55 protein-coding genes, 1 tRNA gene and 3 pseudogenes (1 of these 59 cut by a window edge) are annotated in these 24,043 nt (G+C 23.3%); 15 read left to right on the forward strand and 44 right to left on the reverse strand.

Features of this window, described 5'->3' with window-relative positions; translation table 11 throughout:
- The 18 genes from LUA84_RS04700 to LUA84_RS02265 all read right to left on the reverse strand — a co-directional run.
- Nucleotides 1-171: the beginning of a hypothetical protein gene (locus LUA84_RS04700; protein ID WP_342765380.1), read on the reverse strand. The gene continues 195 nt to the left of window position 1, outside the view; the window shows 171 of its 366 coding nt (coding positions 1-171); the start codon lies at nt 169-171; its stop codon lies beyond the left edge, outside the window.
- On the reverse strand, nt 149-211 hold the full coding sequence (locus LUA84_RS04705; RefSeq protein WP_342765394.1) for a hypothetical protein: 63 nt from the start codon (nt 209-211) through the stop codon (nt 149-151). The genes LUA84_RS04700 and LUA84_RS04705 overlap by 23 nt, the downstream gene beginning before the upstream one ends.
- 50 nt (nt 212-261) lie before the next feature.
- Nucleotides 262-504 (reverse strand): hypothetical protein, encoded by a 243-nt coding sequence (locus LUA84_RS04710; protein ID WP_342765395.1) that lies wholly within the window; start codon nt 502-504, stop codon nt 262-264.
- Nucleotides 480-587 (reverse strand): hypothetical protein, encoded by a 108-nt coding sequence (locus tag LUA84_RS04715; protein ID WP_342765381.1) that lies wholly within the window; start codon nt 585-587, stop codon nt 480-482. The genes LUA84_RS04710 and LUA84_RS04715 overlap by 25 nt, the downstream gene beginning before the upstream one ends.
- 8 nt (nt 588-595) lie before the next feature.
- On the reverse strand, nt 596-811 hold the full coding sequence (locus LUA84_RS02205) for a hypothetical protein (protein ID WP_231434244.1): 216 nt from the start codon (nt 809-811) through the stop codon (nt 596-598).
- Complete coding sequence (locus LUA84_RS02210; protein WP_231434245.1) at nt 796-939, reverse strand: hypothetical protein; 144 nt, start codon at nt 937-939, stop codon at nt 796-798. Before LUA84_RS02210 ends, LUA84_RS02205 begins: the two co-directional genes overlap by 16 nt.
- 280 nt (nt 940-1,219) lie before the next feature.
- Nucleotides 1,220-1,369, reverse strand: coding sequence for a TopoII/MutL transducer domain-containing protein (locus LUA84_RS04225; RefSeq protein WP_256443513.1), 150 nt, complete (start codon nt 1,367-1,369; stop codon nt 1,220-1,222).
- Nucleotides 1,359-1,499: a TopoII/MutL transducer domain-containing protein gene (locus LUA84_RS04230; RefSeq protein ID WP_256443514.1), complete on the reverse strand. Its 141-nt coding sequence runs from the start codon at nt 1,497-1,499 to the stop codon at nt 1,359-1,361. The genes LUA84_RS04225 and LUA84_RS04230 overlap by 11 nt, the downstream gene beginning before the upstream one ends.
- A 404-nt stretch (nt 1,500-1,903) precedes the next feature.
- Nucleotides 1,904-2,152 carry a hypothetical protein gene (locus LUA84_RS02220; RefSeq protein ID WP_231434246.1) on the reverse strand — a complete coding sequence of 83 codons (249 nt, stop codon included), beginning with the start codon at nt 2,150-2,152 and terminating at the stop codon, nt 1,904-1,906.
- Entirely contained in the window at nt 2,142-2,555 is a 414-nt protein-coding gene (locus tag LUA84_RS02225; protein ID WP_457913289.1) for an ATP-binding protein, read from the reverse strand. The genes LUA84_RS02220 and LUA84_RS02225 overlap by 11 nt, the downstream gene beginning before the upstream one ends.
- 267 nt (nt 2,556-2,822) lie before the next feature.
- Nucleotides 2,823-2,996 carry a hypothetical protein gene (locus tag LUA84_RS02230; RefSeq protein ID WP_231434248.1) on the reverse strand — a complete coding sequence of 58 codons (174 nt, stop codon included), beginning with the start codon at nt 2,994-2,996 and terminating at the stop codon, nt 2,823-2,825.
- Complete coding sequence (locus LUA84_RS02235; RefSeq protein WP_231434249.1) at nt 2,993-3,136, reverse strand: hypothetical protein; 144 nt, start codon at nt 3,134-3,136, stop codon at nt 2,993-2,995. The genes LUA84_RS02230 and LUA84_RS02235 overlap by 4 nt, the downstream gene beginning before the upstream one ends.
- An 84-nt stretch (nt 3,137-3,220) precedes the next feature.
- Nucleotides 3,221-3,358, reverse strand: a complete 138-nt coding sequence (locus tag LUA84_RS02240; protein ID WP_231434250.1) for a hypothetical protein — start codon at nt 3,356-3,358, stop codon at nt 3,221-3,223.
- Between the two features lie 440 nt (nt 3,359-3,798).
- Entirely contained in the window at nt 3,799-4,023 is a 225-nt protein-coding gene (locus LUA84_RS02245) for a thiamine pyrophosphate-dependent enzyme (RefSeq protein WP_231434251.1), read from the reverse strand.
- A 326-nt stretch (nt 4,024-4,349) separates the two neighbouring features.
- Entirely contained in the window at nt 4,350-4,586 is a 237-nt protein-coding gene (locus tag LUA84_RS02250) for a hypothetical protein (protein WP_231434252.1), read from the reverse strand.
- A 138-nt stretch (nt 4,587-4,724) separates the two neighbouring features.
- The gene (locus LUA84_RS02255; RefSeq protein WP_231434253.1) at nt 4,725-5,057 is read right to left on the reverse strand and encodes a hypothetical protein; all 333 of its coding nucleotides are present in this window, start codon (nt 5,055-5,057) and stop codon (nt 4,725-4,727) included.
- Between the two features lie 483 nt (nt 5,058-5,540).
- Nucleotides 5,541-5,726, reverse strand: coding sequence for a hypothetical protein (locus LUA84_RS02260; protein WP_231434254.1), 186 nt, complete (start codon nt 5,724-5,726; stop codon nt 5,541-5,543).
- A 95-nt stretch (nt 5,727-5,821) separates the two neighbouring features.
- Nucleotides 5,822-6,340, reverse strand: coding sequence for an undecaprenyl-diphosphate phosphatase (locus LUA84_RS02265; protein WP_231434255.1), 519 nt, complete (start codon nt 6,338-6,340; stop codon nt 5,822-5,824).
- Between the two features lie 891 nt (nt 6,341-7,231).
- Here LUA84_RS02265 and LUA84_RS02270 point away from each other — a divergent pair.
- The 3 genes from LUA84_RS02270 to LUA84_RS02275 all read left to right on the forward strand — a co-directional run bounded on the left by LUA84_RS02270 (nt 7,232) and on the right by LUA84_RS02275 (nt 8,021).
- The gene (locus LUA84_RS02270; RefSeq protein ID WP_231434256.1) at nt 7,232-7,456 is read left to right on the forward strand and encodes a hypothetical protein; all 225 of its coding nucleotides are present in this window, start codon (nt 7,232-7,234) and stop codon (nt 7,454-7,456) included.
- Complete coding sequence (locus LUA84_RS04720; RefSeq protein WP_342765397.1) at nt 7,428-7,517, forward strand: hypothetical protein; 90 nt, start codon at nt 7,428-7,430, stop codon at nt 7,515-7,517. The genes LUA84_RS02270 and LUA84_RS04720 overlap by 29 nt, the downstream gene beginning before the upstream one ends.
- Nucleotides 7,518-7,706: 189 nt before the next feature.
- Nucleotides 7,707-8,021, forward strand: coding sequence for a S24/S26 family peptidase (locus tag LUA84_RS02275; protein WP_231434257.1), 315 nt, complete (start codon nt 7,707-7,709; stop codon nt 8,019-8,021).
- Here LUA84_RS02275 and LUA84_RS05265 read toward each other — a convergent pair.
- From LUA84_RS05265 to LUA84_RS04240, 3 genes are all read right to left on the reverse strand, one after another.
- The gene (locus LUA84_RS05265; RefSeq protein WP_457913349.1) at nt 7,992-8,276 is read right to left on the reverse strand and encodes a family 1 glycosylhydrolase; all 285 of its coding nucleotides are present in this window, start codon (nt 8,274-8,276) and stop codon (nt 7,992-7,994) included. The genes LUA84_RS02275 and LUA84_RS05265 overlap by 30 nt on opposite strands.
- Nucleotides 8,277-8,993: 717 nt before the next feature.
- Nucleotides 8,994-9,443, reverse strand: a complete 450-nt coding sequence (locus LUA84_RS04235; RefSeq protein ID WP_256443594.1) for an arginase family protein — start codon at nt 9,441-9,443, stop codon at nt 8,994-8,996.
- Nucleotides 9,404-9,781 carry an arginase family protein gene (locus LUA84_RS04240; protein ID WP_308112657.1) on the reverse strand — a complete coding sequence of 126 codons (378 nt, stop codon included), beginning with the start codon at nt 9,779-9,781 and terminating at the stop codon, nt 9,404-9,406. Before LUA84_RS04240 ends, LUA84_RS04235 begins: the two co-directional genes overlap by 40 nt.
- A gap of 467 nt (nt 9,782-10,248) precedes the next feature.
- Between LUA84_RS04240 and LUA84_RS05270 the strand changes: the two genes are divergently transcribed.
- From LUA84_RS05270 to LUA84_RS02315, 8 genes are all read left to right on the forward strand, one after another.
- Nucleotides 10,249-10,752 carry a THUMP domain-containing protein gene (locus tag LUA84_RS05270; RefSeq protein WP_457913350.1) on the forward strand — a complete coding sequence of 168 codons (504 nt, stop codon included), beginning with the start codon at nt 10,249-10,251 and terminating at the stop codon, nt 10,750-10,752.
- A gap of 70 nt (nt 10,753-10,822) precedes the next feature.
- A complete protein-coding gene (locus tag LUA84_RS04245) occupies nt 10,823-10,969 on the forward strand; it encodes an adenine nucleotide alpha hydrolase family protein (RefSeq protein WP_256443596.1) in 147 nt (48 codons plus the stop codon).
- 410 nt (nt 10,970-11,379) lie between these two features.
- Entirely contained in the window at nt 11,380-11,550 is a 171-nt protein-coding gene (locus LUA84_RS02290; protein WP_231434258.1) for a hypothetical protein, read from the forward strand.
- 118 nt (nt 11,551-11,668) lie between these two features.
- Nucleotides 11,669-11,887: a hypothetical protein gene (locus LUA84_RS02295; RefSeq protein WP_231434259.1), complete on the forward strand. Its 219-nt coding sequence runs from the start codon at nt 11,669-11,671 to the stop codon at nt 11,885-11,887.
- A gap of 60 nt (nt 11,888-11,947) precedes the next feature.
- Nucleotides 11,948-12,094, forward strand: coding sequence for a hypothetical protein (locus tag LUA84_RS02300; protein ID WP_231434260.1), 147 nt, complete (start codon nt 11,948-11,950; stop codon nt 12,092-12,094).
- 142 nt (nt 12,095-12,236) lie between these two features.
- A complete protein-coding gene (locus LUA84_RS02305; protein WP_231434261.1) occupies nt 12,237-12,470 on the forward strand; it encodes a hypothetical protein in 234 nt (77 codons plus the stop codon).
- 184 nt (nt 12,471-12,654) lie between these two features.
- A complete protein-coding gene (locus LUA84_RS02310) occupies nt 12,655-13,020 on the forward strand; it encodes a hypothetical protein (protein ID WP_231434262.1) in 366 nt (121 codons plus the stop codon).
- Nucleotides 13,021-13,152: 132 nt separating this feature from the next.
- On the forward strand, nt 13,153-13,332 hold the full coding sequence (locus tag LUA84_RS02315) for an MBL fold metallo-hydrolase (RefSeq protein WP_231434263.1): 180 nt from the start codon (nt 13,153-13,155) through the stop codon (nt 13,330-13,332).
- A 593-nt stretch (nt 13,333-13,925) separates the two neighbouring features.
- On the opposite strand, the gene LUA84_RS02320 is transcribed toward LUA84_RS02315, so the two are convergent.
- A tRNA-Lys gene (locus tag LUA84_RS02320) sits at nt 13,926-14,001 on the reverse strand.
- Between the two features lie 74 nt (nt 14,002-14,075).
- Here LUA84_RS02320 and LUA84_RS02325 point away from each other — a divergent pair.
- Together LUA84_RS02325 and LUA84_RS02330 are read left to right on the forward strand one after the other, a co-directional pair.
- Nucleotides 14,076-14,234 carry a hypothetical protein gene (locus LUA84_RS02325; RefSeq protein ID WP_231434264.1) on the forward strand — a complete coding sequence of 53 codons (159 nt, stop codon included), beginning with the start codon at nt 14,076-14,078 and terminating at the stop codon, nt 14,232-14,234.
- 13 nt (nt 14,235-14,247) lie between these two features.
- A complete protein-coding gene (locus LUA84_RS02330; protein WP_231434265.1) occupies nt 14,248-14,532 on the forward strand; it encodes a hypothetical protein in 285 nt (94 codons plus the stop codon).
- On the opposite strand, the pseudogene LUA84_RS02335 reads toward LUA84_RS02330, so the two are convergent.
- Nucleotides 14,509-15,053, reverse strand: a pseudogene (locus LUA84_RS02335) (N-glycosylase/DNA lyase). The gene LUA84_RS02330 and the pseudogene LUA84_RS02335 overlap by 24 nt on opposite strands.
- On the reverse strand, nt 15,043-15,219 hold the full coding sequence (locus LUA84_RS05275; protein ID WP_457913290.1) for an N-glycosylase/DNA lyase: 177 nt from the start codon (nt 15,217-15,219) through the stop codon (nt 15,043-15,045). Before LUA84_RS05275 ends, LUA84_RS02335 begins: the two are co-directional and overlap by 11 nt.
- Before the next feature lie 141 nt (nt 15,220-15,360).
- Between LUA84_RS05275 and LUA84_RS04725 the strand changes: the two genes are divergently transcribed.
- Nucleotides 15,361-15,522 carry a DUF357 domain-containing protein gene (locus LUA84_RS04725; protein ID WP_342765398.1) on the forward strand — a complete coding sequence of 54 codons (162 nt, stop codon included), beginning with the start codon at nt 15,361-15,363 and terminating at the stop codon, nt 15,520-15,522.
- Here LUA84_RS04725 and LUA84_RS05280 read toward each other — a convergent pair.
- From LUA84_RS05280 to LUA84_RS04730, 11 genes and pseudogenes are all read right to left on the reverse strand, one after another.
- On the reverse strand, nt 15,511-15,738 hold the full coding sequence (locus LUA84_RS05280; protein ID WP_457913351.1) for a hypothetical protein: 228 nt from the start codon (nt 15,736-15,738) through the stop codon (nt 15,511-15,513). The genes LUA84_RS04725 and LUA84_RS05280 overlap by 12 nt on opposite strands.
- 128 nt (nt 15,739-15,866) lie before the next feature.
- Nucleotides 15,867-15,992: a hypothetical protein gene (locus LUA84_RS04250; RefSeq protein WP_256443515.1), complete on the reverse strand. Its 126-nt coding sequence runs from the start codon at nt 15,990-15,992 to the stop codon at nt 15,867-15,869.
- 88 nt (nt 15,993-16,080) lie between these two features.
- The gene (locus tag LUA84_RS02340; protein WP_231434266.1) at nt 16,081-16,695 is read right to left on the reverse strand and encodes an enolase-like domain-containing protein; all 615 of its coding nucleotides are present in this window, start codon (nt 16,693-16,695) and stop codon (nt 16,081-16,083) included.
- A 91-nt stretch (nt 16,696-16,786) separates the two neighbouring features.
- Nucleotides 16,787-17,176, reverse strand: coding sequence for a hypothetical protein (locus LUA84_RS02345; protein WP_231434267.1), 390 nt, complete (start codon nt 17,174-17,176; stop codon nt 16,787-16,789).
- 74 nt (nt 17,177-17,250) lie between these two features.
- A complete protein-coding gene (locus tag LUA84_RS02350) occupies nt 17,251-17,538 on the reverse strand; it encodes a ribonuclease P protein component 1 (protein ID WP_231434268.1) in 288 nt (95 codons plus the stop codon).
- 14 nt (nt 17,539-17,552) lie between these two features.
- Nucleotides 17,553-17,868 (reverse strand): annotated as a pseudogene (gene yciH, locus LUA84_RS02355) (stress response translation initiation inhibitor YciH).
- A gap of 160 nt (nt 17,869-18,028) precedes the next feature.
- On the reverse strand, nt 18,029-18,196 hold the full coding sequence (locus LUA84_RS02360; RefSeq protein ID WP_231434270.1) for a hypothetical protein: 168 nt from the start codon (nt 18,194-18,196) through the stop codon (nt 18,029-18,031).
- A 29-nt stretch (nt 18,197-18,225) separates the two neighbouring features.
- Nucleotides 18,226-18,474, reverse strand: a complete 249-nt coding sequence (locus tag LUA84_RS04255) for a hypothetical protein (RefSeq protein WP_256443516.1) — start codon at nt 18,472-18,474, stop codon at nt 18,226-18,228.
- Between the two features lie 44 nt (nt 18,475-18,518).
- Nucleotides 18,519-18,827, reverse strand: a complete 309-nt coding sequence (locus LUA84_RS05285; RefSeq protein WP_457913352.1) for a hypothetical protein — start codon at nt 18,825-18,827, stop codon at nt 18,519-18,521.
- A gap of 34 nt (nt 18,828-18,861) precedes the next feature.
- On the reverse strand, nt 18,862-19,230 hold the full coding sequence (locus tag LUA84_RS02370) for a hypothetical protein (RefSeq protein WP_231434271.1): 369 nt from the start codon (nt 19,228-19,230) through the stop codon (nt 18,862-18,864).
- Nucleotides 19,227-19,590, reverse strand: a pseudogene (locus LUA84_RS04730) (S6e family ribosomal protein). Before LUA84_RS04730 ends, LUA84_RS02370 begins: the two are co-directional and overlap by 4 nt.
- Nucleotides 19,591-19,717: 127 nt before the next feature.
- Here LUA84_RS04730 and LUA84_RS02385 point away from each other — a divergent pair.
- On the forward strand, nt 19,718-20,008 hold the full coding sequence (locus LUA84_RS02385) for a hypothetical protein (protein ID WP_231434273.1): 291 nt from the start codon (nt 19,718-19,720) through the stop codon (nt 20,006-20,008).
- Between the two features lie 140 nt (nt 20,009-20,148).
- Here the strand turns inward: LUA84_RS02385 and LUA84_RS04735 are convergent, their stop codons facing one another.
- From LUA84_RS04735 to LUA84_RS02420, 9 genes are all read right to left on the reverse strand, one after another.
- A complete protein-coding gene (locus LUA84_RS04735) occupies nt 20,149-20,394 on the reverse strand; it encodes a hypothetical protein (RefSeq protein WP_342765399.1) in 246 nt (81 codons plus the stop codon).
- Between the two features lie 108 nt (nt 20,395-20,502).
- Nucleotides 20,503-20,688 carry a hypothetical protein gene (locus LUA84_RS02390; RefSeq protein WP_231434274.1) on the reverse strand — a complete coding sequence of 62 codons (186 nt, stop codon included), beginning with the start codon at nt 20,686-20,688 and terminating at the stop codon, nt 20,503-20,505.
- A 77-nt stretch (nt 20,689-20,765) separates the two neighbouring features.
- Nucleotides 20,766-20,918 (reverse strand): hypothetical protein, encoded by a 153-nt coding sequence (locus LUA84_RS02395; protein WP_231434275.1) that lies wholly within the window; start codon nt 20,916-20,918, stop codon nt 20,766-20,768.
- A gap of 67 nt (nt 20,919-20,985) precedes the next feature.
- On the reverse strand, nt 20,986-21,150 hold the full coding sequence (locus LUA84_RS02400) for a hypothetical protein (protein WP_231434276.1): 165 nt from the start codon (nt 21,148-21,150) through the stop codon (nt 20,986-20,988).
- On the reverse strand, nt 21,122-21,397 hold the full coding sequence (locus LUA84_RS02405; protein ID WP_231434277.1) for a hypothetical protein: 276 nt from the start codon (nt 21,395-21,397) through the stop codon (nt 21,122-21,124). The genes LUA84_RS02400 and LUA84_RS02405 overlap by 29 nt, the downstream gene beginning before the upstream one ends.
- A gap of 103 nt (nt 21,398-21,500) precedes the next feature.
- The gene (locus tag LUA84_RS02410) at nt 21,501-21,731 is read right to left on the reverse strand and encodes a GTP-binding protein (protein WP_231434278.1); all 231 of its coding nucleotides are present in this window, start codon (nt 21,729-21,731) and stop codon (nt 21,501-21,503) included.
- A 430-nt stretch (nt 21,732-22,161) separates the two neighbouring features.
- Nucleotides 22,162-22,449, reverse strand: a complete 288-nt coding sequence (locus tag LUA84_RS04260) for a sugar phosphate nucleotidyltransferase (RefSeq protein ID WP_256443517.1) — start codon at nt 22,447-22,449, stop codon at nt 22,162-22,164.
- 29 nt (nt 22,450-22,478) lie between these two features.
- The gene (locus LUA84_RS04265) at nt 22,479-22,772 is read right to left on the reverse strand and encodes a sugar phosphate nucleotidyltransferase (RefSeq protein WP_256443518.1); all 294 of its coding nucleotides are present in this window, start codon (nt 22,770-22,772) and stop codon (nt 22,479-22,481) included.
- 514 nt (nt 22,773-23,286) lie between these two features.
- The gene (locus tag LUA84_RS02420; RefSeq protein ID WP_231434279.1) at nt 23,287-23,676 is read right to left on the reverse strand and encodes a hypothetical protein; all 390 of its coding nucleotides are present in this window, start codon (nt 23,674-23,676) and stop codon (nt 23,287-23,289) included.
- Nucleotides 23,677-24,043 lie beyond the last annotated feature (367 nt).

Raw genomic sequence — 24,043 nt, forward strand, 5'->3', positions numbered from 1 at the left:
TTTTGATAGATTCATAGATTCTATTTTAATTACAGAATATATATAGAATCCCCATGGATCCCCATCTGTAAATACATAAACTGGTAAATTTTTTTCTTTTCTTAATCTATGTATTAATCGTCTAACACCTCTTGGAGATTGACCTTTACTAGTAATTAATATTTGCTCCATATTTCTCTGGAAATCTTTCTTCAATTAACCTATCAAACATTGCTTCTTTTTCAACTACTAAAACAAAATCAGCATTTACATCTCCAATTTCTAATATTCAATTGTTGATGGAACACTCCATCCGCCTCTTCCCAATTTTGAGCAATTCCACTCATCACCTCTCTTTTTATCCCTTAAATATATATCCCCATATATCGCACCTCTTCCTTCAGCTTTTATATGAAATTGCTCTCTTATTGCTTTTATTGCTCTTTCTAAATCTTCAATTACAGCATCAGATTCACTTTGTTCTTCTATTGTATTTACATTTAATATTGGTATTGATGCTTTAATTGATAATAAACTTCTCTTAAGCTTGCATTTTTATCTGTTTCTACTAATTTTTTTGCTAAAAAAGCAANTAATAATGTTTGCATAAATCTTCTTACATGACCCAAATTAAAAATTCTCTAGATTCAATTCTTTCTTTTAAAGTAATTTTATACCTTTGTTGATCATATTCAATATTTTTTATATTACATCTTACAGCAAGTTTTATTGAGGAACTTCCAGAAGAAAATTCATTATAAATTTCTTCAGCTAATTTTTTTATTCTATCTAAAACTTCTTCTTTAGATAATTTTTCTATATATTGGACCATTTTATTTTATTATAAGTTAATTTAATAAGCTCAACATTATTCTTTTTAACATCATTTATTACTTCCATTATTGTATCTTCTAATTCTTTTTCACTTAATAGATTAATTTTTACTGCATCTTTTAACATATTTTTAAGTAATGATACTGCTCTATCTTCTTTTCCCTCTTTTAATAGATTTTTTACTTCTCTAACAGATTTTAATATTTCAACTATTTATCATTTACCAATTCCTTCTTTATTCGTTTCTTTTATTCTTTTTTCTGCATTTTCTTTTTCAATATCCAACATAGAGCTTAAAGAATCTATAACCTCTAATCCATATCCATATAAATTTTTATATTTATCGCCAATTGTTTCTAAAGCCTTCTTTTTCTTAATATATATTCATAATTCTCTTAATGCATTTTTAATGCCCAATTCTTATTTCTTTTACTATTTCATCATATGGCGCAATTGCTTCCTTTGATTCTGAGGTAAATGGCAACCAAACAGATGCAACATGAACTAATATTGCCATTGGATCTTTTGGAAATTCTCCCTCAACTTCAAATCCCATAATGCTTCCAATTAATTTCTTTTAATGCATGTGTTAATGCATCTTCTCCTGGTTTATATAATAATGGTACTCTATTTGCAAATCTATAATATTGAAATTCATTTATTTCTCCACCATATCGCAATTCCAACTTCTACTATACAATGGTATTCCTCTATATAATGATGGTCTCCTTTTTATTGCAGCCATATATTCTGGTTTAAGTATATTTTCCATACTTATTAATATTATATCTCTACCAAGAGTTACAATATATTTTGATGGAATTGGCCTTAATTTTGCATTTTGTAATGTATTATATAGTTTTATAATCTGATCATCATTTAAACTCTTCGGATCTATATCCGGATCTAATTTTGCTTTCTTTAGTATTTCTATTGCTGTATTTTGTCCTACAGATGAAAAAGTTTTAGTTAAAAAATTTAAAAATGTTTTTTGATTTGTTTCTTCTTATTAATCTATCAAAATATCCTAATTCAATACCATATGGAGGTTGCTTTACTTCTTTTAATTCTGGAATTTCATTTATTATTTTTAATAAAAGAATTTCTCTCCATCTGGATTTTTATAAAGAATATTTGCATATGGATTTATCAAAGCAGTTAATTTAATATATTCATCAACAGATTGTTTACCCTTTATATATTGACCTATTATTTTTGCTTTTACAACTGTTCCACTCTCTTTTTTCACTTCAACTTCTTCTTTTTCTAAAATTATAGGGGTATTTGTTTTTACATCAATCTTTATCTTATATTTTATTCCTTTTTCTTTATTTTTCATTTTTGTAATAATTTCTACTGGTTCTTTTGCTGTAAGTTATGGAATATAGAGTAACTGCCGAGGCACCAATACCTTGTTTTCCTCTTGTTGATATAAATCTATGAAACTTTGAACCAAATAGAAAACTACCAAATATTTCTGGAACACTCTCATATGGTATACCTGGTCCATTATCTTCTACAGTTACTTTATAAGTAACCTCTTCTAATTTATCTATTCCAACCTTTATATCCGGAAGTATTCTATATTCTTCACATGCATCTAANGAATTATCAACATATTCTTTTACTGCAACTAGTAGTGCCTTCCTAGGACTATCAAATCCCAATAGATGTCTATTTCTTTCAAAAAATTCAGCATACAGATATTCTTTTAAATTTTTTATATAATTCAGCTTCCTCAANATTTTGTTGAAATTTTTCTTTCATTTAAAAAATATTTATTTTTAATATTTTAAAATGTTATTTAATATATCTTGCAAATTCTTTATCTTTATTCATGAAAACTTTTATATATTTGTCTAAATAATTGAATACTGTACTATGTTTTTCCCCCTTTATTATTCTTTTTATTCCTTCATCTCCTGATTGTAAAGAAATACTATCTNCAAGTATGTATATATATTTATCTTTAATAATTATATCAGCATTTGTCCTTTTCCTCAATTCTTCTAGCACTTTTCCTTCTTCTCCAATAATTCTTCCCTTTCTCTGATTATATGATTTATTTTCTTTTCAAATACCTGTTTTAAATCAATTTCTAATATATCCCAATCATTATCTAATATATTTAATAATTTTTCAATATCAAAACCTGCCTTTAATCCTTTTAATAAATTTATCAAATTAGATATAAGAAATAGAAGTCTTCATAATAGACAATTATTTTATTTTTATTTCTATTATATTTTATATTTCTCTCTTTCAATAAATTTTCAAGTTCATTTACTTTTATATCCTTTATATCAAATTCATATATATACATAAAAATAATATATTGTAAAAATTTTTATACAGTTATTTGATTTAAAACATCTAAATTTAATTCTCTATTTATTTTATAAAATGGTTATAATTTTAGTCCTTCATGCAATGTAATTCTCGATCCTCTATAAAATATACCAACAGGAATTTTTGCATCTTCTCTTAATGTATAATCATATTCTAAAGCCCTTTTTAATGCTTCATCAAAATTTGTCTGGATCATGTCCTATATCTTCTAATTATACATATGTGATTCATAATATTTCCTTGTATCATATTGAACAATAAATGGGAGAATTATATCTACAAATGCAAATCCTTTATGTAATATTGCTTCTTTCATTATATATTTCAAATGGTCTACCACATAATGCATATCCTNNAGCAACAAATGTAGCACCAGATATATGCTAATGCAATTGGATTTAATGGTTTTTCAAATATTTTCATACCTAAAGATTTTGAATAAAATCCTTCTTCAGCTAGTAAATGAATGTTGAGCAGTTGTTAATGCAAATACTTGATTATTATGAACAAATAGCTTTACTCCGCATTTTCTTTGCATGAAGAAACAAAATGATCTATTCCTTCATTATATGTATCCCCATCTCCTTGAAATACTAAAACAGTTAATATCTGGATTTCCCATCTTTATTCCAACTCCTAATGATAATGCTCTTCCATGTAATCCACTAAATGAACTTCTATAATTGAATAATTCTGTATCTTTGCAGCACATCCAATTCCTGATGTAAATACAATCTTCCTTCTATCAATTTTACCTTCAGATTCCAATTCTTTTAAAGTAGAGATTATTGCTGTATATATACCAAAGTTCGTACAACCAGGACACCATGTAATTTGATAACCAGTCCTTAGATCTTCCATGATATAGATAATATATACCTAAAAATAAAAGGTTAAAGATTAACTAAAAAGTGGAAATTATTTTGTAATTCTTATAATTAATCCATTAGAATATTTAACTCTATCCCAAGCTAAATATTTATATCTTAGATCTGCTCTTGGTAATTCTATATTTTTATATTCTTTTATATCTTTAGCTTCTAATGTATAAGAAATAACTATTTCCTCATTTCTTCTTATATTTTCAAATTTACAGTTAAAGCTATAGTTATTATCTACTTTATAAACTGAAGATGGTTCTACAATTTTATATTCTTTTACTTTTAATGGTGCATTTACTCTATCTACTAATTAACTTGATTTAATGAAAATACACTTTTATTTTTTATATTTATTGATAAATCTATTGTTTCTTTATCCAAATCAATCTTTAATATTTCTTTTGATATTTCTACATTATCTCTTAAGAATACATACAGTATTATAAACAATATTATCAATATTGCAACTATAATTTCAGCTAATAATAGATAATTGAAGTTTTCATATATTGTATAAGATTGTCCTGGTATATAAATATACATTATATATTGCATATTTAGAGCCATTTATTTACCAATATAATATTTGTTTGGATAAAATGTAGAAAATGTTCCATAGTAAATTTGTAAATAATATGTATAATTAATTGGATAATTATATGGATTTTTTATATATATTATTCATTCTAATCCATTTTTAGTTATTTCTATTATTGGAGTTGTATTTAATTGAAAAACTGTGAAATTTAGATAATATGTATTATTATTTGAATATACTATCAATTGATGCTCTCCTATAGAAACATTATTTGATAGAAATATTGGAATCTGATATATATTTACCCCAGGACTCAATGTCTCATTATAGAATGCTGAAAAATTAATATCAGAAGATATATTAATTGATAAATTTTGACTGAAATTATTTGGATTATTTATTATTCCTATTAAATATATAAAGCTATTTTGAGCTACTGTTGAACTAGATAATTCAAAGTTTATAGATAATGGCAAAATAATAGTTGAATTTGTTATTGTTGGTTGGACTATAATACAATACTGGGAGTAAATTGAATTATAACTGAATAGTATTCTGATGTAATATTTATATTATGTAAATATACCACTATTTCAGGTATTTGATTAATAAAAATAAAAGTTATACATATATATTTCTATATTTTCTAATTGACCAGGAGATATATATCCAGAAATCATTGTATTATTTTCTCCTATAATAAAGAACCATTGAGAAGATAGTGGAGAAATATCATAATAGTATGTATAATGTGTAGGATTGTATATATTTATTTCATATACTTGGCATAACTATTTAAATTTGATATATTAATCTGGTTATTTATTACCGTTGGATATCCAACTATTGGTTGCTGGTGAATAAACTTCTAACATTATTGGTATCATCATAAATACCTAACAAAAGCTTCCTCCAATCCATGTATAATATGTTTTAATTTAAATATATAAATTATTATATTAAGTGTATATCAAACCTATTAGACTAACTATTATTGCTATACTACCAAGTATATAGTCTATATAATCTATTTTTTTACTTTTTGCTAATTTCATCAAAATACCAATAGTTAGATAACCAACTATAAAAGAAACAATTATTGCAGTTAGAATTCCATAATATCCTATAGTAGATGCTACATACATAATTTTAGATTTAGAAGCTAATATGGTTAAGAAAAATCTCCAAGAGCTGCTGGTATATATAAAATATATGAAAGAGAAAAAGAAAATTTTGGATCTTATTCCATTAATAACATAGTAGATACTGTAATTCCAGATCTACTAACACCAGGTAAAGCAGCAAGTCCCTGTGCAATTCCAATAATAATTATATGTTTTAAATTAAGATCTTTTTTATCCTTTATTTTTATTTTATTTCTTGTATAATATATATATATTCCATCTAAAATAAGAATTAATCCTAAAATTATCATTGGTATTGATACATTATATGCATTTTCTAACAATTTATCAGAAATAATATATAAAGGAGCAGCANNNAAGCCTGTAAAAATTATTGCAAAAATTATATAATATAACATTTTTTTATCCTTCAATATTTGATATATATCCTTCCTAAAATATAATAAAGCAGAAAATACAGTTCCAATTTCCATAAATAATCCAAATGTATATCCAATTAAAGGAATATTATTTAGTAAATAATTTGAAGCTATTAGAATTTGTGTTTTGCTACTTATTGGCAACCATTCACTGATACCTTGAATTATTCCCAATATTATTGGATATAAATTCATTTTTCATACATTATTGAATACCTTTAAAAATTTTATTAAAAAGACTAATTTATGAATTAAAAATTATATATTGTCATCAATTTTTTATATAGCATCTTCTATAGCTTTATACTTTTCTTATATATATTCTTTAGATTTACATAAAAAATCTAATATCTTCAACAATAAATTATAGTCTTTTATTTATCTTATCAATTATTTTATTATCCTTTTTAATAACATTCTATTTAGGAACATATTTCTCAAGAGAAATAGAAAATAAAGCCTTCTATTTAATTATTGGAATTATATATTATGTTATTGGTCTTCTATTGTTTAAGAATTTTATAAACATATATATAACTATTTCATTATTCTTTATATTTAAAATAAAAAAAAAATATTCTATTTTTGTATTTTAAAATAATTTTTATCAATTTTATTCCTTGTTCTTANNAATTCAGTATTTATAAATATAGTAAAGCAATTTATGCATAATAAGTTAGAAAGTATTTATACTTCTAATATAAATGACTTATATCAAATGTATGAATACCAATTGTTGAATACATATATTAGTGGTTATGAAACAGCAATGGCTTTTTTAGAAAATGAAGGTGATATAAATGGAGCATATATATTATATAATAATTTAACATATGTAAATCAAACATTCTTAAATAAATTAAATTCAACACTAAATGAATATCTAAATCAATATANNNAGACTATTAATTATAAATTAGAAAATATTATAAACAGTTTTTCACTTGAAATAAAAATATCAATTGCTTTATTCTTTATTACCATATTTGGAATATTTTTAGAAATAAATAAAAGAGCGGAAGGTTTATAAACATTTCTATGATATAAAATATTCTTATGAAATTTTGTCCAAAATGTGGGAGCTAAATGAAAAAAGAAGGTAACTATTTAGTATGTCCAAATTGCGGATATAAAGAAAAAATAAAAGATGAAAATTCTTTATTACTTACAGAAAATATAAATAAATCTTCAGAAATTACAATTATGGAAGAAGATTATAAATTATATCCATTTGATAATGAGGTTGTATGTCCTAGATGTGGTAAAATAAGGGAGCATATTTCTGGTCTATTCAAAAAGAGCTGGAGGTGAAGGTGAAACAAAATTTTATAGATGTGCAAAGTGCGGATATACATGGAGAGTATATGATTAAAAAAATAAAAGAACTAATAGTAAGAATATTTTTTGGAGATGATTATTTAAGTGATATACTATTTATAATATTTATATTTGTTGTATATTTTATTATTCAAATTGTATATCCTTCCATTATTTTCAGTAATAGTATCTCCAAGCATGGAACATTCTTATATTTAATTTCCAAAAATATGAACAATATAATATGACACAACAAGAATTTTCTCAATTTCCATATCCAAATGGATTATATGTTGGTGATATAATAGTAATTTTACCAATTAATACACAATATTTAGAAATTGGTGATGTTATTCTATATAAAGGAATATCATTATATAAAAATGAAGATATTTTTCATAGAATTGTTGGTTATAATAATAGTAACTTTATAATTATGGGTGACAATAATCCTGGACCAATAATATTTGAAGGAGAAAATAATATGAATCCAAATAGATTTATTGGAATAGGAATATTAAGGATACCATTACTTGGATATATTAAGCTTCTGATTTAGTTTTCTATATATTTCCTTTATTTCATAATAAGAATCTTTCTTTGATAAATTTCTATTTAATATTCCAAATTTTGCATTATATCCAAAATCCCATTCATAATTATCCATCAAGGACCAAATAAAATATCCTCTTATATTATATTTTTCTTTATTTTTTAAAAAATAATGTAAATATCTTTTAATAGTTCTAACCCTTTGAAATTCATCTTCAGTATTTATTCCATTTTCTGTTATAATAAATTGGCTTATCCAAATTCTTTAAAATATCATCTAATATAGATACACTAAAAGATGATTTTCTCTCATCTATATCCTTTATATTTTTATATATACCATAATAGTTTATTCCATAGAAATCTATTTCTTTTGGAAATAATAAATGAATATACTTTGAACTTATTACATCCTTTAATAAAGAGTTAAATGGTAATTTTAATAATGATAAATTTTCTGTATATATTAAATAAACATTAAATTCTTTTGCTATTTTATATAATTACTTATTTGCATAAAATATATGTATCTAATATCGGTATTGTGTTCTTTAAATCTTTTACTGAATTTATTTTTTTAAATGGAGGCCATTTACCAAAAATATAAGAAGATAATATATATGATCCATGGTTCATTAAATGATATAAAATACTTAACCCCCAATTTTGAAAATGTATCAATTATAAAATATGAATAATCAATAAGTATTCTATATTTTCTTTATTTTCCCATCCTCCCAAATTATAAAACCATAGAGGATTGACATAATGCCACAAGGTTATAGAATGGTTCTATATTATTTTTTATTAATTTATCAGTAAATTCTACATATCTTTTCATACTGTAATAATCCATCTTATTTTCACTTGGATATTTTCTAGCCCAATCTATTGAAAAGTTCTAAAAGCATTTGCATTTAGATCAATTAAAATTGGAATGTATATCAAAATATCTTTCCCATAAATTACATGCATTATCTTATTTCTGGTAACTTTCCCGTTTTAATAAAATAATACCAATCATGGTTATTGTAATTTCCCTCTGTTTGAAATGATGATATTGAAAATCTCTAAATAGAACTTGTCCATATATTTTTAATAATTTATTTATACCATTATAAATTACCCTATCATTATATCCACCTTCTAGTAAATATATAACCTTATTGAACCTTTTTAAATAATTAAAAACATATTCATAGGATTTTAATGTAATATGAAATACTGATAGAGGATCTTTTTTATGCATATCAAACCCAAAAGATACTAATATAATTTCTGGATTTATTTCTTCAATTAGTAGAAATATTTTATCCTTTAATAAATGAATATAATAATTATCGTCTACATTAAAATCAAATGGAAAATTAAAATAATTATTTCCAGATTCTAATCCAGTATTTGGATTATGTTTTTTGCATGAGTGGATATATAATTAATATTTTTCTTATTTTCAATTATATCTTGAGTTCCATTTACATGATGTAAATCTATATCAAAAATTAATACATTTCTATATCTTTTTCTTGCAAACCTTCCAGCAATAGCAATATTATTAAATATACAAAATCCTAAAGTTTTATCATTATTTAATGGGTTTCTTGGAACATGATGACCTGGAGGTCCTGGAGGTATAAAAATATATTTCTCATTTATTTCTATACTCTCTAATACACCCTCAACAGATTTAAGAATTGAATAAAAGGACAAGAGAGATATATATGTATCAGAATCTAAGTAATATAATTCTGTTATTTTTATATGAATACTTCCAAATTCTTTTTATCATTCTAATATATTTCCAACTATGTGCATAATTTATATATCTATATATATCTTTCCTTACCTTTCCTATTTTCTTATAATTATTTTTTATCAATCTTTTTATTACTAACAATCTTCGATTATTTTCTATATGGTTTGGATCATTATGATATAATAAATATTTTGAATATAATATCAACACAAAATTATAATAATTTCTTATAAGTAAAAATATTTATGTATAATTGCATATTAATTGGTATTGATGAAATATGGACAAAATATGAAAAAATAAAGAAAAAAATGATAAAAATGTTAATAAATGTATTAAAAATAGGATAAATTTTGATAAAATAGAAAATAGAAGAGGTAGAATAAGAGTATGGAATTAAAAGATGAATGGATAAATATATTAAGGATATATACCAGCAATAAAAAATATATATCCAGCTATTTATTTTGAAACATCTATAGAAAATATAAAAAAACAATCTTTAGAATTTTTTAATAATTTTATTGGAAATATTAGTAGATTTAAGGTATCTACANNNAGGGTTGATAAAAACTTTCCTTATAAATCTATAGAAGTTAATAAAATTGTTGGAGAAGAAATTTTAAATAAATATAAATTAAAAGTTGATGTAAAAAATCCTGAAAAAATATTATATATTGAAATCCATAAAGATTATACATTTATTTATGATAAAATAATTAAAGGACCTGATGGATTACCAGAAGGATCTGAAGGCAAAGGAATTTTATTATTTTCTGGAAGATCTGATTCATCAGAAGCCTCATATTTAATTTCAAAAAGAGGATTAAAAATTGATTTTTTATTTATTAATATTGCAGGAGAAATTTATTTACAGTATATATACAATGTATATAATAAATTGAAAGAATATTTTCCAAATTCAAAATTATATGTATATGATTTAGATATAGGATATTTATTTAATGAGAGAAGGATATAGACAAATATTATTTAAAGCAATAATGTATAAAATTGCAGAAAAGTTTGCAAAGAAAAACAATTATGATTGAATAGTTACTGGAGAATCTTTGGGACAGGTTTCCTCACAGACAATTGACTCATTAAAAGTATTAGATAGTATTGTAGATATTTTAGTATTAAGACCATTAATCGGATTTAATAAAAGTGAAATATTAGATTTATCAAAGAAAATGTGACATATATGATATAAGAGCACCAGAAATATGTAAAATTGAAAATCATCCAGTAACAAAACCAAAAATTGATATAGTAATTTCTGAACTAAATAAATTAAATATAGATTTTGATAAAGAAATTGAAAAAATTAGGGAAATTAATAATATAAATATTGAAGAATTCAATTTAAAGATTCCAGATAAAAAAGATCTAATAATTATAAGATCTGAAGAATTTTCTAAATATAATTTTGAAAAAGGTAAGAAATATTTATTAATATGTAAAAATGGAATATTATCAAGCTACTTTGCTAAAAGATTGAGAGATAAAGGAATAGAAGCATATTATATGGATGAAAAAACTGCAAAAATATTGAAATATATATAACTCTGTTAACCCTATATATCTTTCCCTTAATATGTAATATATCATGAATGAGAATGAATATATTAAAAGGGCTGATTATAATGATATTAAAAATATTGTAGAATTTATTAGAAGAAATATTGAAGAAAATAAATTTTATTTTGATTTTGAAGAAAATGGAGAAAATTCATATAAAATTTATGAAGAAGATTATGTAAAAAACTTTATTAGATAAAGGAGATATCATTCTTTTATATATAAAAGATAATCAAATAGCTGGATTATCCCATTGGNCATATGAATATGGAATATTATATACTTTTTATACTGTTGCTGATAGAAATCATTCTAAGATGGGAATTGCAAAAAAACTTTATCATTATTTCTTAAAACAAGACATACCTGCAGCTGCGGATTTTGTTATATATTTACCAACTTCAAGTAAAATATTTAGGATATGGGAAAACTATGGAATAAAAATTTCAGGTTTTGCCTCATCATTTATACATAAAGATAGCAAAAATAATTTATATACAACAATTAGTGGACATAGATCAAAAGATAGAATATAAAAAGCAAAGATACCAAAATATTCTGAAAAATTTTTCAAAAATCTATGTATATGATATATCTTGGATTGTAAAATTTATACATTTGAATATAGAAGAAAAGAAAATAATGAAAAATATCCAAAATTAATATATACAACAAATATAAAAGAATATGAAGAAAAAGAATATTATTATAGCAAGCATTTTTATATAATAATGGTCAGATAATTTATGCATATTCTAGTAAAGTAGATAAAAATGTAAAAGAACCAATTGAAAAATTCTTTAATGATTTAGAAAGAGAGAATATGAAAAATGTCATTTTAGATTATATTGATAATTTATCCTTGCTATGAATCTTGATAATATTATGATGAATGAAGAAAAGAAAGAAGTTATATTTAGGTTAGGAGCTACTGGCGGAATTGGTAAATTATTAGCTGAAGAATTAAAAAGAAATGAATATATTGATTGTTGTGAAACGGAAGAAAGGAAAATGTATTCAATTAGTATGAAAAATGAAGGAAAGATAGATGATTACGTAGTTGGAGATTTAACAAATGATGAAGATAGAAAAAAGATAATAGAAAAAAAAAAGGAATAAGTAAATAAAGGATATAAAGTAACAGTATTTTACAATANAGGAATTTTATATGANNNNCCCGGTGAATTTAAGAATTATACAAATAAAATGATCGATGATTCATATGCAAATAAATGTAAATTCTATAGAAAAAATGGATAATGAACTAGAAGAAAAATGAAATCTATATTTAGATACAATTGATATGGTATCTATATCTGCATTTTATAGAGGAAATTGGGATCATGAATATCAAAAAACAAAAGCTGCCCTTAAAGCACATGCTGAACTTCAAATACTTAATAGCAATGGTAGAAGAATTATAGCCCTATTTGCAGATACAATAAAAACTGGAGAAGAGGGAATGGGAAGTAAATTAAAAGAATATCCAAAAATACCTGGAGAAATATTTGTAAAGAAGGTTGTTGAAATTATTAATGGAAAATATAAAGAATATTCTGGATTTATATTTGAAATAGATAACAATAATATATTTAAATTATATGGAATAAATCCATCAAAATTACAAATGCATTTGAATATCTTGAAAAGGAATTTATTGAAGAAATAGGAAAAGCTGTTTATTAATTTTTTTATTAATATTTTTTAATGATAATAATACCAGTTGCCTATGATTCATTTTCAACAAGATCTATGGCAACAATTGTTAAAACTGATATTAAGATATTTATAGATCCATCTATTGCAATATGCTCCTTATAGATATAATCTAAAACCTCATAGAATTGAATTAGAAGAGTTAGAGAAAAGGAAAAAAGAAATAATTGAATTATCAAAAGATATAGATTTGATAATTATTACACATTATCATTGGGATCATTGTCCAAATCCAAATGAAGAACATTTCAAAATATTAGTATAATAAAAAGTTAATTATAAAGGATTTTAATAATTATATAAATAATTCTCAAAGAAAAAGGGGAAGAAGGATATATGAAAAAATTAAAGATAAATCTGAAATAACTATTGCAGATAATAAAGTATTTGAATTTTAATAATACTTATATAGAAATATCTCCTCCATTATTTCATGGAATAGAAAATTCAAAATTAGGTTATGTAATTGGTGCATATATTGAATATAAAAATAAATCTTTATTTTTTGGATCTGATATACAAGGTATTCTAACTAATTCTACATTAAATTATATAATAGAAAAAAATCCAGATTATATAAAATTATCTGGTCCTCCTTTTTATCATATAAAATGGGATATTTCAGATAACGAAGTATTCTATAAAAATATTGAAAGTTTATTAGAAAATACAAAAGTTAGTAAAATAATAATTGACCATCATATGGCCAGATCTTTGAATTATATAGAAATATTAAGAAATTTAAATGAAATTGGAAAAAATTATGGTACAGAATTTTTATCTGCTGCACAGTACTTAAATATTAAGAATATACAACAAAAAGCAAATAGAGAATTATTATATAAATATTATAATGAATGGCGCCGCCGGTGGGACTCGAACCCACGACCTGCTGATTAAGAGTCAGCTGCTCTACCAACTGAGCTACGGCGGCATATACATATATTACTTAATAAATTTTTAATAATCTTTTTATATCTGACTTTCTATAAATAGTTTATGGATATATTGGGTATAGGGTTAAAGTTATCTTTAGAAGAAGGTAAGGTAACAATAAAAAAGGAAAAGGAAAAGATGATATTAAAATATAATAATAAAATATTATCATCATCAAATTATAAAGATTATAAAAAGAATTGGCAGGCTAGCATTATTAATAAAAGATAATAAAATACAATTAATGGAAAGTAATGTAAATTTATATATATACAATTTTAATGATTTAAGTGATAAAAATAAAATTTATGTTAAAATACAACTAATATATTTAGGATCTTTATTAAAAAAATCTGAAGAATTTATATTAAAGTTCGATAAATATTTAATATCTCCAACTGAAAAAATATCTATTGGAAATGGAAAAAATGGATCAGATTTTGATTCAAAATTAATAAATGAGGAAAAGATTGCTAGAGATATATTATATATTACAGATGGTCTTTTAATTATTAATAATATTATCTAAATAATTTTTTAATAATTTAATTTTATTTCTAAGTTTTTCATTTTTTATCAGCTCTATTTCATCATTATCTAGTCCCATAGTAATCCATATTAATGAATCTATATGTAGTAATGGTATATTTGTTTCCTTTGATAATTTTATACAATAATTTTTATCTTTGCTAATTTTCCCAAGTATATTATCTATTGGTATAAATATTTCAAATGGGAATACTATTTTATATCCGATAAATGTTAATCCATAACCATAAATTTTTGTTGAAAATACTATCGTCTTATCATAAATATTTTGTACCACTACTTTTGCAATTTCTGAATTAAATTTAACTAAATCATCTTTATAAATTAATAAATCTTTGTCTTTAATCCAATTATAAATTCTATTCATCTTTTTATCTTTATTTCTTTATATCTTCTATTATATAAATCTATAAAAGATAAAAAATTGTTATATATATCATCATTATGCTTAGAAAAATATATAGAAAATATTTTCCAGAATTTTTCTCCCTTATATGACAATTGAAATGCTAATAAAGAATTTATAACATATAAGCTTCAAAAATAAATCCTGATTTTTTATATTTTTATATAAAAATTTTAGATATTTATATTGTAAATCATAATTTTCTTCAAAATATAATATTTCTTCAATACTAAATTTAGATAAAATATCTATAAGATCCATTTATTAAAATTTTAAATAAATTATATAAATGGAAATAAATAAAGAGGAATTCTTTTATATATTTGAATAGATACTAGAAAAAATTGGAACTAATATTTAAGAATATAAAGTTTTTAGATAATAGGTTCGAAGAGTTTCCTTATATCTTATTATAAAGATTTAAAATATTTTTATGAGAAAAAAGATTTTGTAAAAGCATTTGAATTGGAAAATTATATTTGGGGAATTCTAGATACATTAATTAATTTAAAATTAATTGAAGTACCTGAAGAATATAAAAAATGGTTTAAGTTATTTATTTAAAGCTTTAAGTAATATTCTAATTAATTCATTTAGCTTTGCAATTCTCTCTCCATTTAAAATTCCAAACTTTACAAAGGGAACTTCAAATCCAACTGCTAAATGTGCTAATACATTACTTTCTGTATCTGCAGATCTATGAGATAATATTGGTATAAGACCATTTTCTTTGCAGAATTTTACAGCTTCATATGCTTTAACAACCGAACCTACTCTGATTTGGTTTTATTATAACACCCTTACATTGATTTATATATTAAAGATTTCTTTATTCTTTCTATATTTGTTACAGTTAGATCATCTCCGATAATTAAACTCTTTGTACTATTATTTATTTCTGCAAATCCTTAAAAATCTTCTTCATATAATGGATCTTCAACATAAAATAGATCATATGTATCTATAAGAAACTTTACATATCTTATCTGATCTTGCTCTAGAAAATACTTTATTTTTATATCTATAAGAACCATCTTTATATAATTGAGTATGCAACAAAATCAACTCCAAGATCAACTTTTATATTATAATCCATCTTAACTTCATCAAAAACCATTTTTATTATATTAAATACTGTTTCATCTTCAAGAGATGTTGTCCATGCACCTTCATCATTCCTTCCAGATAAAAATTTATCATCCAATAATTCCAATCTGTTTCCCAATAGGATTTATGTATATATGATGCAGCAAAGATGGATAAAGGTAAATTATCTGTATCTGGAGAAACTAAAAATTCCTGAATATTTGTACTTCTACCTTTTGCATGGGCACCACCACCAACAACATTTGCTAATATCCTTATATTTATTTTTGGATTTTTATTAAAAAATTGATAAATTGGTTTTCCTTCATAATTTGACCATGCTCTTAATATAGCGTATTCTATAGCAATTAATGTATTACCTCCATATCTTTTTATTCCTCCAATTGACTCGAAATCATTTTCAAATTCTTTTAAATCTTCCAAAGAAGTTATATCAAATGTTTTAAGGAAATCTATTAATGCATTATTAAATAATTCAGCAGCTTTTTTTGGATATAAATATGTAACTTCACCGGAACCTTTACTTGCACCTTCGGGAGCAGCTTCTGAATAACCATTTATTTCAACTTCTAGTGTAGGATCTCCTCTAGAATTTAAAACTACTCTTGCTTTTGCAGATTTAATTTCCATAAATAAAAATATTTATAGAAGTCATTTATTCTTTTAATTAACTACTAAAAAGTAAAATCACGATAGTGTATATCCATTAGATATTGGATTATCATAATAATATAAATAACACAGTAGAACCGGCTAGAGAAGATATTCCAAAACTATTCATATTGACTGTCATATTTATTAGAAATATTGAATTTGAAGGTATTGTACCATTTATATATGAATTACCAGATGAAGGATCTGTTATATTATATATATAGCATGCCAAAAATCCTCCAGCATTTCCACTTAGAGCTAAAGGACATTTTGGACTTTCTCCATTGGTAGAAGAAAATTCTACTAAAAGATTATTTGTAACTAATTGAGTAGATCCTATATTTTGGGCTAAAATTGCTATATTGCCATTTGAGTCATTATAACTTACTTGTAGTATTTCAACTTGAGCACCTAAATTTGTAACTTGCCTACTAACATAATCTTCTTGCCCACCCAACTATAATTGCACCTAAAGCTACTGCTAGAGCAATTAATAAAGTGTTGCAATCAAAGGAGTTACAGCTTTTATTTTCATAATATATTTAAAAATTTAGTAATATAGACAACATATACCTTCTTCTTTATATTTGCTTTTATACTTTCCCATGGTCTTTTATCTATTAATTTTCCATCTAAAAAAATTGAATAATCATTAAAATAAAAAATAAATTTTGATATGCTCTTAGGAACTATATATATTTCATCTTTATTCTTTATATAAAATGTATTTTTTGATTCATCTATTATCTCTCCATATATACCTTTTAAACTTTTTATTTTGCAATCATATACTTCTACATATAATCCAATAAGACTCATAAGATAAAAAATATTTATTCAATTTCATTAGATATTTCTATATTTTCTTCCTTAAAACCTAAATCTAATAAGCAATTTCTTTATTTTTTCTCTATGATCTCCCTGTAATTCAATTAAATTATCTTTATATGTCCCTCCACATCCCAACTTTTGTTTTAAACTCTTCAATGTTTCTTTTGCAATAGATGGATCTATACCTTCTATAATTGCGACAATTTTTCCATAACTCCTTTTTTCAGCCCTNNCGATAATCTTCTGAAACTCCTTCTCTATTTCTTTTGTTGTATTTTCTAGATCTATTGGAAGACCTGAGAAAAGTTTCTTTTTCATCCCACAACAATGTTTTCATCTGGCCATTTTCTTTCTTAGATTTCTTATTGCTTTGATATTACTTCCCAAATTTTTTCTTCTTGCATTGCTTATCAATTTTATTAATTCCAACAAAGTGTTCTGATCCACCATTATAATATAATGATTCTCAATATAATATTTAAATTTTATATTCAATATCTTCAGGCCTCCAATATGGATTAATTCCATCAATTATATTCATATCTTTTTTATACCATAAAATTCCAGTCCATGCAATCATTGCACCATTATCATTTCCTAAATCTAAGGGAACAGTCCCAAATTTCACATTTCTTTCATTACACATTAAATATAAAATTACTTGTCAACTCTTATTTATCCTGCAACTCCACCAGTTAATCCAAATTCTTTCTTATCCAATAAAGATAATCCCCTTTCAGATATTTCTGCTAACATTGAAAATACGTATTCTTGAATAGAATATGCTAAATCATCTATATTAATATTTTCCCTTTTTATTATATTTCTTATATACGTATATATCCCTCCCAATTGTATATCCATTCCTTTAACATAATATGGTAATTTTATTAGATTTTTTCCATTTTTTGATAATCTCTTCAATTTATGGACCAGCAGGAAATCCAATATTTAATAATCTACCAACTTTATCTAAAAAGTTTCCCATCACCCATATCTAAAGTCTCTCCAATGATTCTATATTTATTTCCTTCAAATGATAATAGCATTGTATTTGCTCCTGAAACCAATAAAATTAAAGGATCAGTAAATTTGTTATATAATTTAACTATTTCAGCATGTGCTATTAAATGATTTACTCCAATTAAATTTGAATTAAATATCTTAGAAAAACATTTAACACTAAAATATCCTTGAACTAATGTTGGATATAAACCAGGTCCTGCAGAATATGAAATTAAATTTATTTTTCTTTCAAAATCATTTAAATTATTTATATATGAATTTAAATTATTTTCTAATTCTTTATTATCAAGAAACTATTTTATTATTTTCAATACATATTCTATTATTATTATATATTATATACCTTCTTCTATTCCATGGTTCATCAGAAAATATTTCTTCAGATCCTTCTAACTTATTTTTTATTTCATATAATGCATCTACAATATAAAATTTACCATCTAATTTCTTAAAAATAAATCCAGCCTTCCATACAGAATTTCTTAAAATATTAATACTTTCCTTTGAATGTAATTCTGCAGCTTCTCTTGGATGTATTCCTCCTTTTTCACTTTTATATATTATTCTCTCATTAGAATATATATTTCCATTCTCATCAACAATTCCAATTGAATAAGTATGAGCAGTAGATTCTATTCCTAGAGAAATTATCATTGAGATTTTTGAGATTTAAATTCTTCTATATTTGATTAAAATCTTTATTTCCATATTCTTCTATTTTAGTATTTATTTGTAGAATTTCTTGAGATATTGTATTGTCCTCTAACCAATTTTTTAACTCTTACCTTTTTATTTTCATCATACCATACATATTTTTTATTCATTCCTTCAACATAATTTACCATTGGAGCACCTTCAAATGCCAGAACCACCAGTTATCCTTAATTTATATCCATCTAAATTAATTATTGATCCATCAATTATATCTCCAATTTTCTTACCTACTAAAGATTCATCTTTTGTTTGTACTTGAATAGACTTTCCAGTCTTTGGATCCGATACTACACTTAAAATATAATTTCCTTTCTCTTGTTTGCCATTTTATATCAATTAAGGAAAATATTTTTATTCTTTAATGAAAAATTTTTATATAAAAAATACTCTAAATTTATTATGAAGGAGCTATTACATATTGAACAAAATGATGAATTTCCAAATCTTTTTTAATGGAATAATATTAAATTTACCAGATACAAATGCAATAAATGTAATAGATTTTGATTTGAATATAAATACTTATACAAATTTAAAAGTATCATATCCTTTCTATTTTGGATTTATTCCTAGCACTTTTATTGATAATTATCCATTATTTTTCTCTTTTTTCTCAGACAAAAAATTTAATATATTTAATGTATTAAAATTAGAACCTCTATACTTTTTTAAAGTGCCAAAAGATATTACAATAAACATAGTTTATTCAAAATTCTGACCAAAGTATAAATATAGATAAGAATAGTATTGAAAATATATTAAAGGATTTCTTTGAAGTAGATACTATACCTTCATTATCAAAACCAATCCATATTTTAGAAAGTACAAACAGAGAATATAAAAGAAAATTTAGTAAAATTAAAAAATTATAATCTCCACAGCAGGGTTTTCTTTTCTTATTATATTTGCTATTTCTTTTAATATTTCCTTTTGCTCATCATTTAAAATATCTTTATTTTCCTTAAATTTCCTATAATCAGTTTCAGATATAAAAGTATATAATATATCATCTTCAAATATGTTTCTTCCAACCCTGAACTCTATAGATATGGCAACTTTATCATTTTTTATAGCTACATCTATATTCTTCTTTTCTTTTTGTATTAGTCAAAATTCTTCCAATTATTTTTCCATCTAAATTAATTAATATATACATCTTTTCTTATTTCTCCTCCTAAAACATCAATTCCAACAATTGCAGGATTTGATCTTCTACAATACATTTCCCTTTAATATTTTTATCTTTCCTATTGGTGGTAATTCTCTTAATATTTTTTCTTTATTATATTTTATATCATTAATATATTTCTCAATTTTTTCAATCAAATCATATAAAACACTTGATATTATTAAATTTATATTCGAAGATTTTACATATTCTTCATCATTCTTCATCATTCCAATATTATAATCCAACTATAACAGAATATTGAGGATATTTTTCTTTCATAGATAATGCAATATTTACATCTTCTTTATTTATATCCCCATACCCCAGCTTTTTTTATTGGTATATTTCTATTTCTTAACATTTTTATTAATACTTCCAGTAATACTAAAGTATCTGCTTTAACAATAATACCTTCCTTAACAGTTTGAAATATTATGTGTTCAATATCTTTTTTCAATTTTTCTTCTATTTCCTTTGATTCTTTTTCATCATTATATACATAGATTGTAGAACCTGGTAATGCATTATCTAATCCATCTGGCTGATATTCTTATCCCACATGCAGCATATGCAACATCTATTTCTTTAAATTTACTTCCACTAGTGAATCTAATATCTGTCAAAGGTGCTGGTTTTAATATTAATTTTACTTTTGCTGTTTTAATATCTATCTCTTGATAAAAAAACAATTTTATCACCTTTCCTTATTTTACCATCATAAAATATTATATCTATTACACTACCTAAACCCTTTTCTTCTTTTACTTCTAAAATTACACCAACACCATTTCCTTCAACATTTATTTTTAATATTTCTTCTAAATATCTTTGAGAAAGTCCTGCAATTAATAATAATAAATCAGGAATACCTTCTCCAGTTTTTGAAGAAATTGGAACAATTGCAACATGTCTTCTAAAATCCTTAAACTTTATCATATCTCTCAGAATCAAATCCTAATGCTAAATAATCAAGTACAATATTATATGTATATTCTTCTAATTTGTTTATTACTTTGGGTATCTTGATATTTTATACTTTCTAAAAATGGTTTATTTTCATAAGTGTTTCCATCCATCTATTTCTATCTATCTTATTTAATGCAATTAAAAATGGTACTTTTAATTGTTTACATATTTCTATTGCTTCATATGTTTGCTTTTGAAACCCATCCAATATATCTACTACAATAATAGCTAAATCTGAAACAGATCCACCCCTTTTTCTTAAATTACTAAATACTTCATGACCAGGAGTATCAATAAATAACAAAGAAGGAATTGATGAGATTCAAATTTAAACATATTTAATAATGGTTTTGATATTTCCTTAATTACATCAATCGATACTTCAGTAGCTCCAATATGCTGAGTCAATTTCACCAGCTTCTTTTTTTTGTATAAGATGTATTTCTAATCTTATCTAATAGAGAAGTTTTACCAGCTCCAACATCTGACCTAAAACAACAATTATTGGAGATTTATCATCTAAAAATAATTTATAAGAAAAACTTTTATTTATGGCCATATCCATCTTCTATATAAACCTTTTTCATTTGCAAAATTATCTGCTTTTTGATATGATTCTATTGTACCAATATCAAACCAATATTCACTATTACCATCATATTACATATCCATATATTTTTTCTCCTCTTTTTATTAAATATTCGAAGAAATTTCCCATGGAATCTTTACTATAATTAGAATTCATATATTCGTCTAATAAATGCAATTTTCCCTTTGGAATATAATATATTCCAGTGAAATATTGTAGTATATAATGGATTTTGGGGCTTTTCATAAAATTCTTTTATTATATTATTTTCCATTTTTACTACTCCATAATTTTTTGCATCATTATAATTTTTTATATCATATACTGCCAAAGCTATAGAATTATTTTCATTTCCCAATTTAATTATTTTATTTAAATTAAAGCTAAATAAATTATCTCCCAAAAATATTAATAGATTATTATTGATACTCATTTCTTTTATTGCATAATGTAAACCCCCAATTATCCTAGCTTATTTTCTTCAGAATTTGATGGTTCAATTACTAATCTTATTTTTCCAATTTGAGAGTATTCATAAAAAGAATATAATGCTGCTAGAATATGTCTAAAATGATTTTCATATTTTTTATTTGTTGATATAATTATTTCATCCGGACCTGTTTCCAATGCTTTTTCAATTATATAATATATTAAAGGTACACCTNCTACTGGAAATAATGGCTTTGGTACATAATCTGATAATGGTTTAAATCTCTTTGCATAACCACCTGCTAATATTAAAGTATCTAAACTCATAAAGCAAAAATTATCAAAAAAATTTATGAATAAAATAGTTCAGAACTTACAAATCCTTGTGGTATAAATGTATTATTTGTAGATATTATATTTCCATTACCTCCTACTATCTTTTCTACAATATAACTAGTAGCAGATAATAGATTAATAAATGTAATATTTCCATTTATATTTCCTATTATTGATATTCCTTCATAATAATTATATAATGTGTTATTTACATTCGTACTAGATATTACACTACTTAAACTATTTATGAATCCTTGTGAATTATTATAATATACATTTACACTTCCTGTAGATGTTGTTAAATTATCTATATATCCACTTCCATATATTTCAATACCTAATTGTGAATTATATAATGATATGTTTGTTGCATTACCTGTTAAATAATATCCAAATAATCCTCCATTTGTTGTTACATTTATTATATTATTATAAGCAGTTTCATATAATCCAAATACCTGTCCTACTTTTATATAATCATTTTCTATATTATTTCCTGAAGATGTTAAATATATTCCAAATATATTTGATTCTTACTGTTATTATTATTATTATTATTATTTCCATTATTTATCTTTATTCCAAATATGTTAGATATTACATTACTATTTTCTATTACATTATTTACTGCATTTCCATCAAAATCTATTCCAAATATTTGTCCATTTATATTTGAATTATTTATTATTACATTATATGGATTGTCATCATATATTCCCCATACTGATGATTGAATATTTGTATTTTCTATTGTTGAATTTTGTATATAACCATATATTCCTCCTATATTTCCATTTATTGTAGAATTATATACATTTACTACTGATGGATTCTTTACATCTATTCCAAACAATCCTGAATTTATAGTATCATTTATTAAATCTAATAGTTCCATTTTCTACATTTATTGCAAATAGATTTGTATTAATATTTATATTCTGTATTGTTACATTTGATGATAATACATCTATAACAGGTAATCCTGGATTTGCAGGTTCAAATATTGTATTTTGTCCTAATAATGTTATATTTTGACCTTGTGGGTTTATTATTAAGTTTACTAAATATACTCCTGGAGAGAATACTACTACAGGTATAGAACTATTAATTGCTGAATCTATTATTCCTTGTATTTGTGTATTACTTAATGTTGGATTTATTACTGATACATTATATGCATTTTGTGATATATATATTACCTGGGGATTTGTATATTGATTTAATCCATAATTATTATATGCATATACTTTATACCATATTGA

Source organism: Candidatus Nanopusillus massiliensis (genome assembly GCF_920984865.1).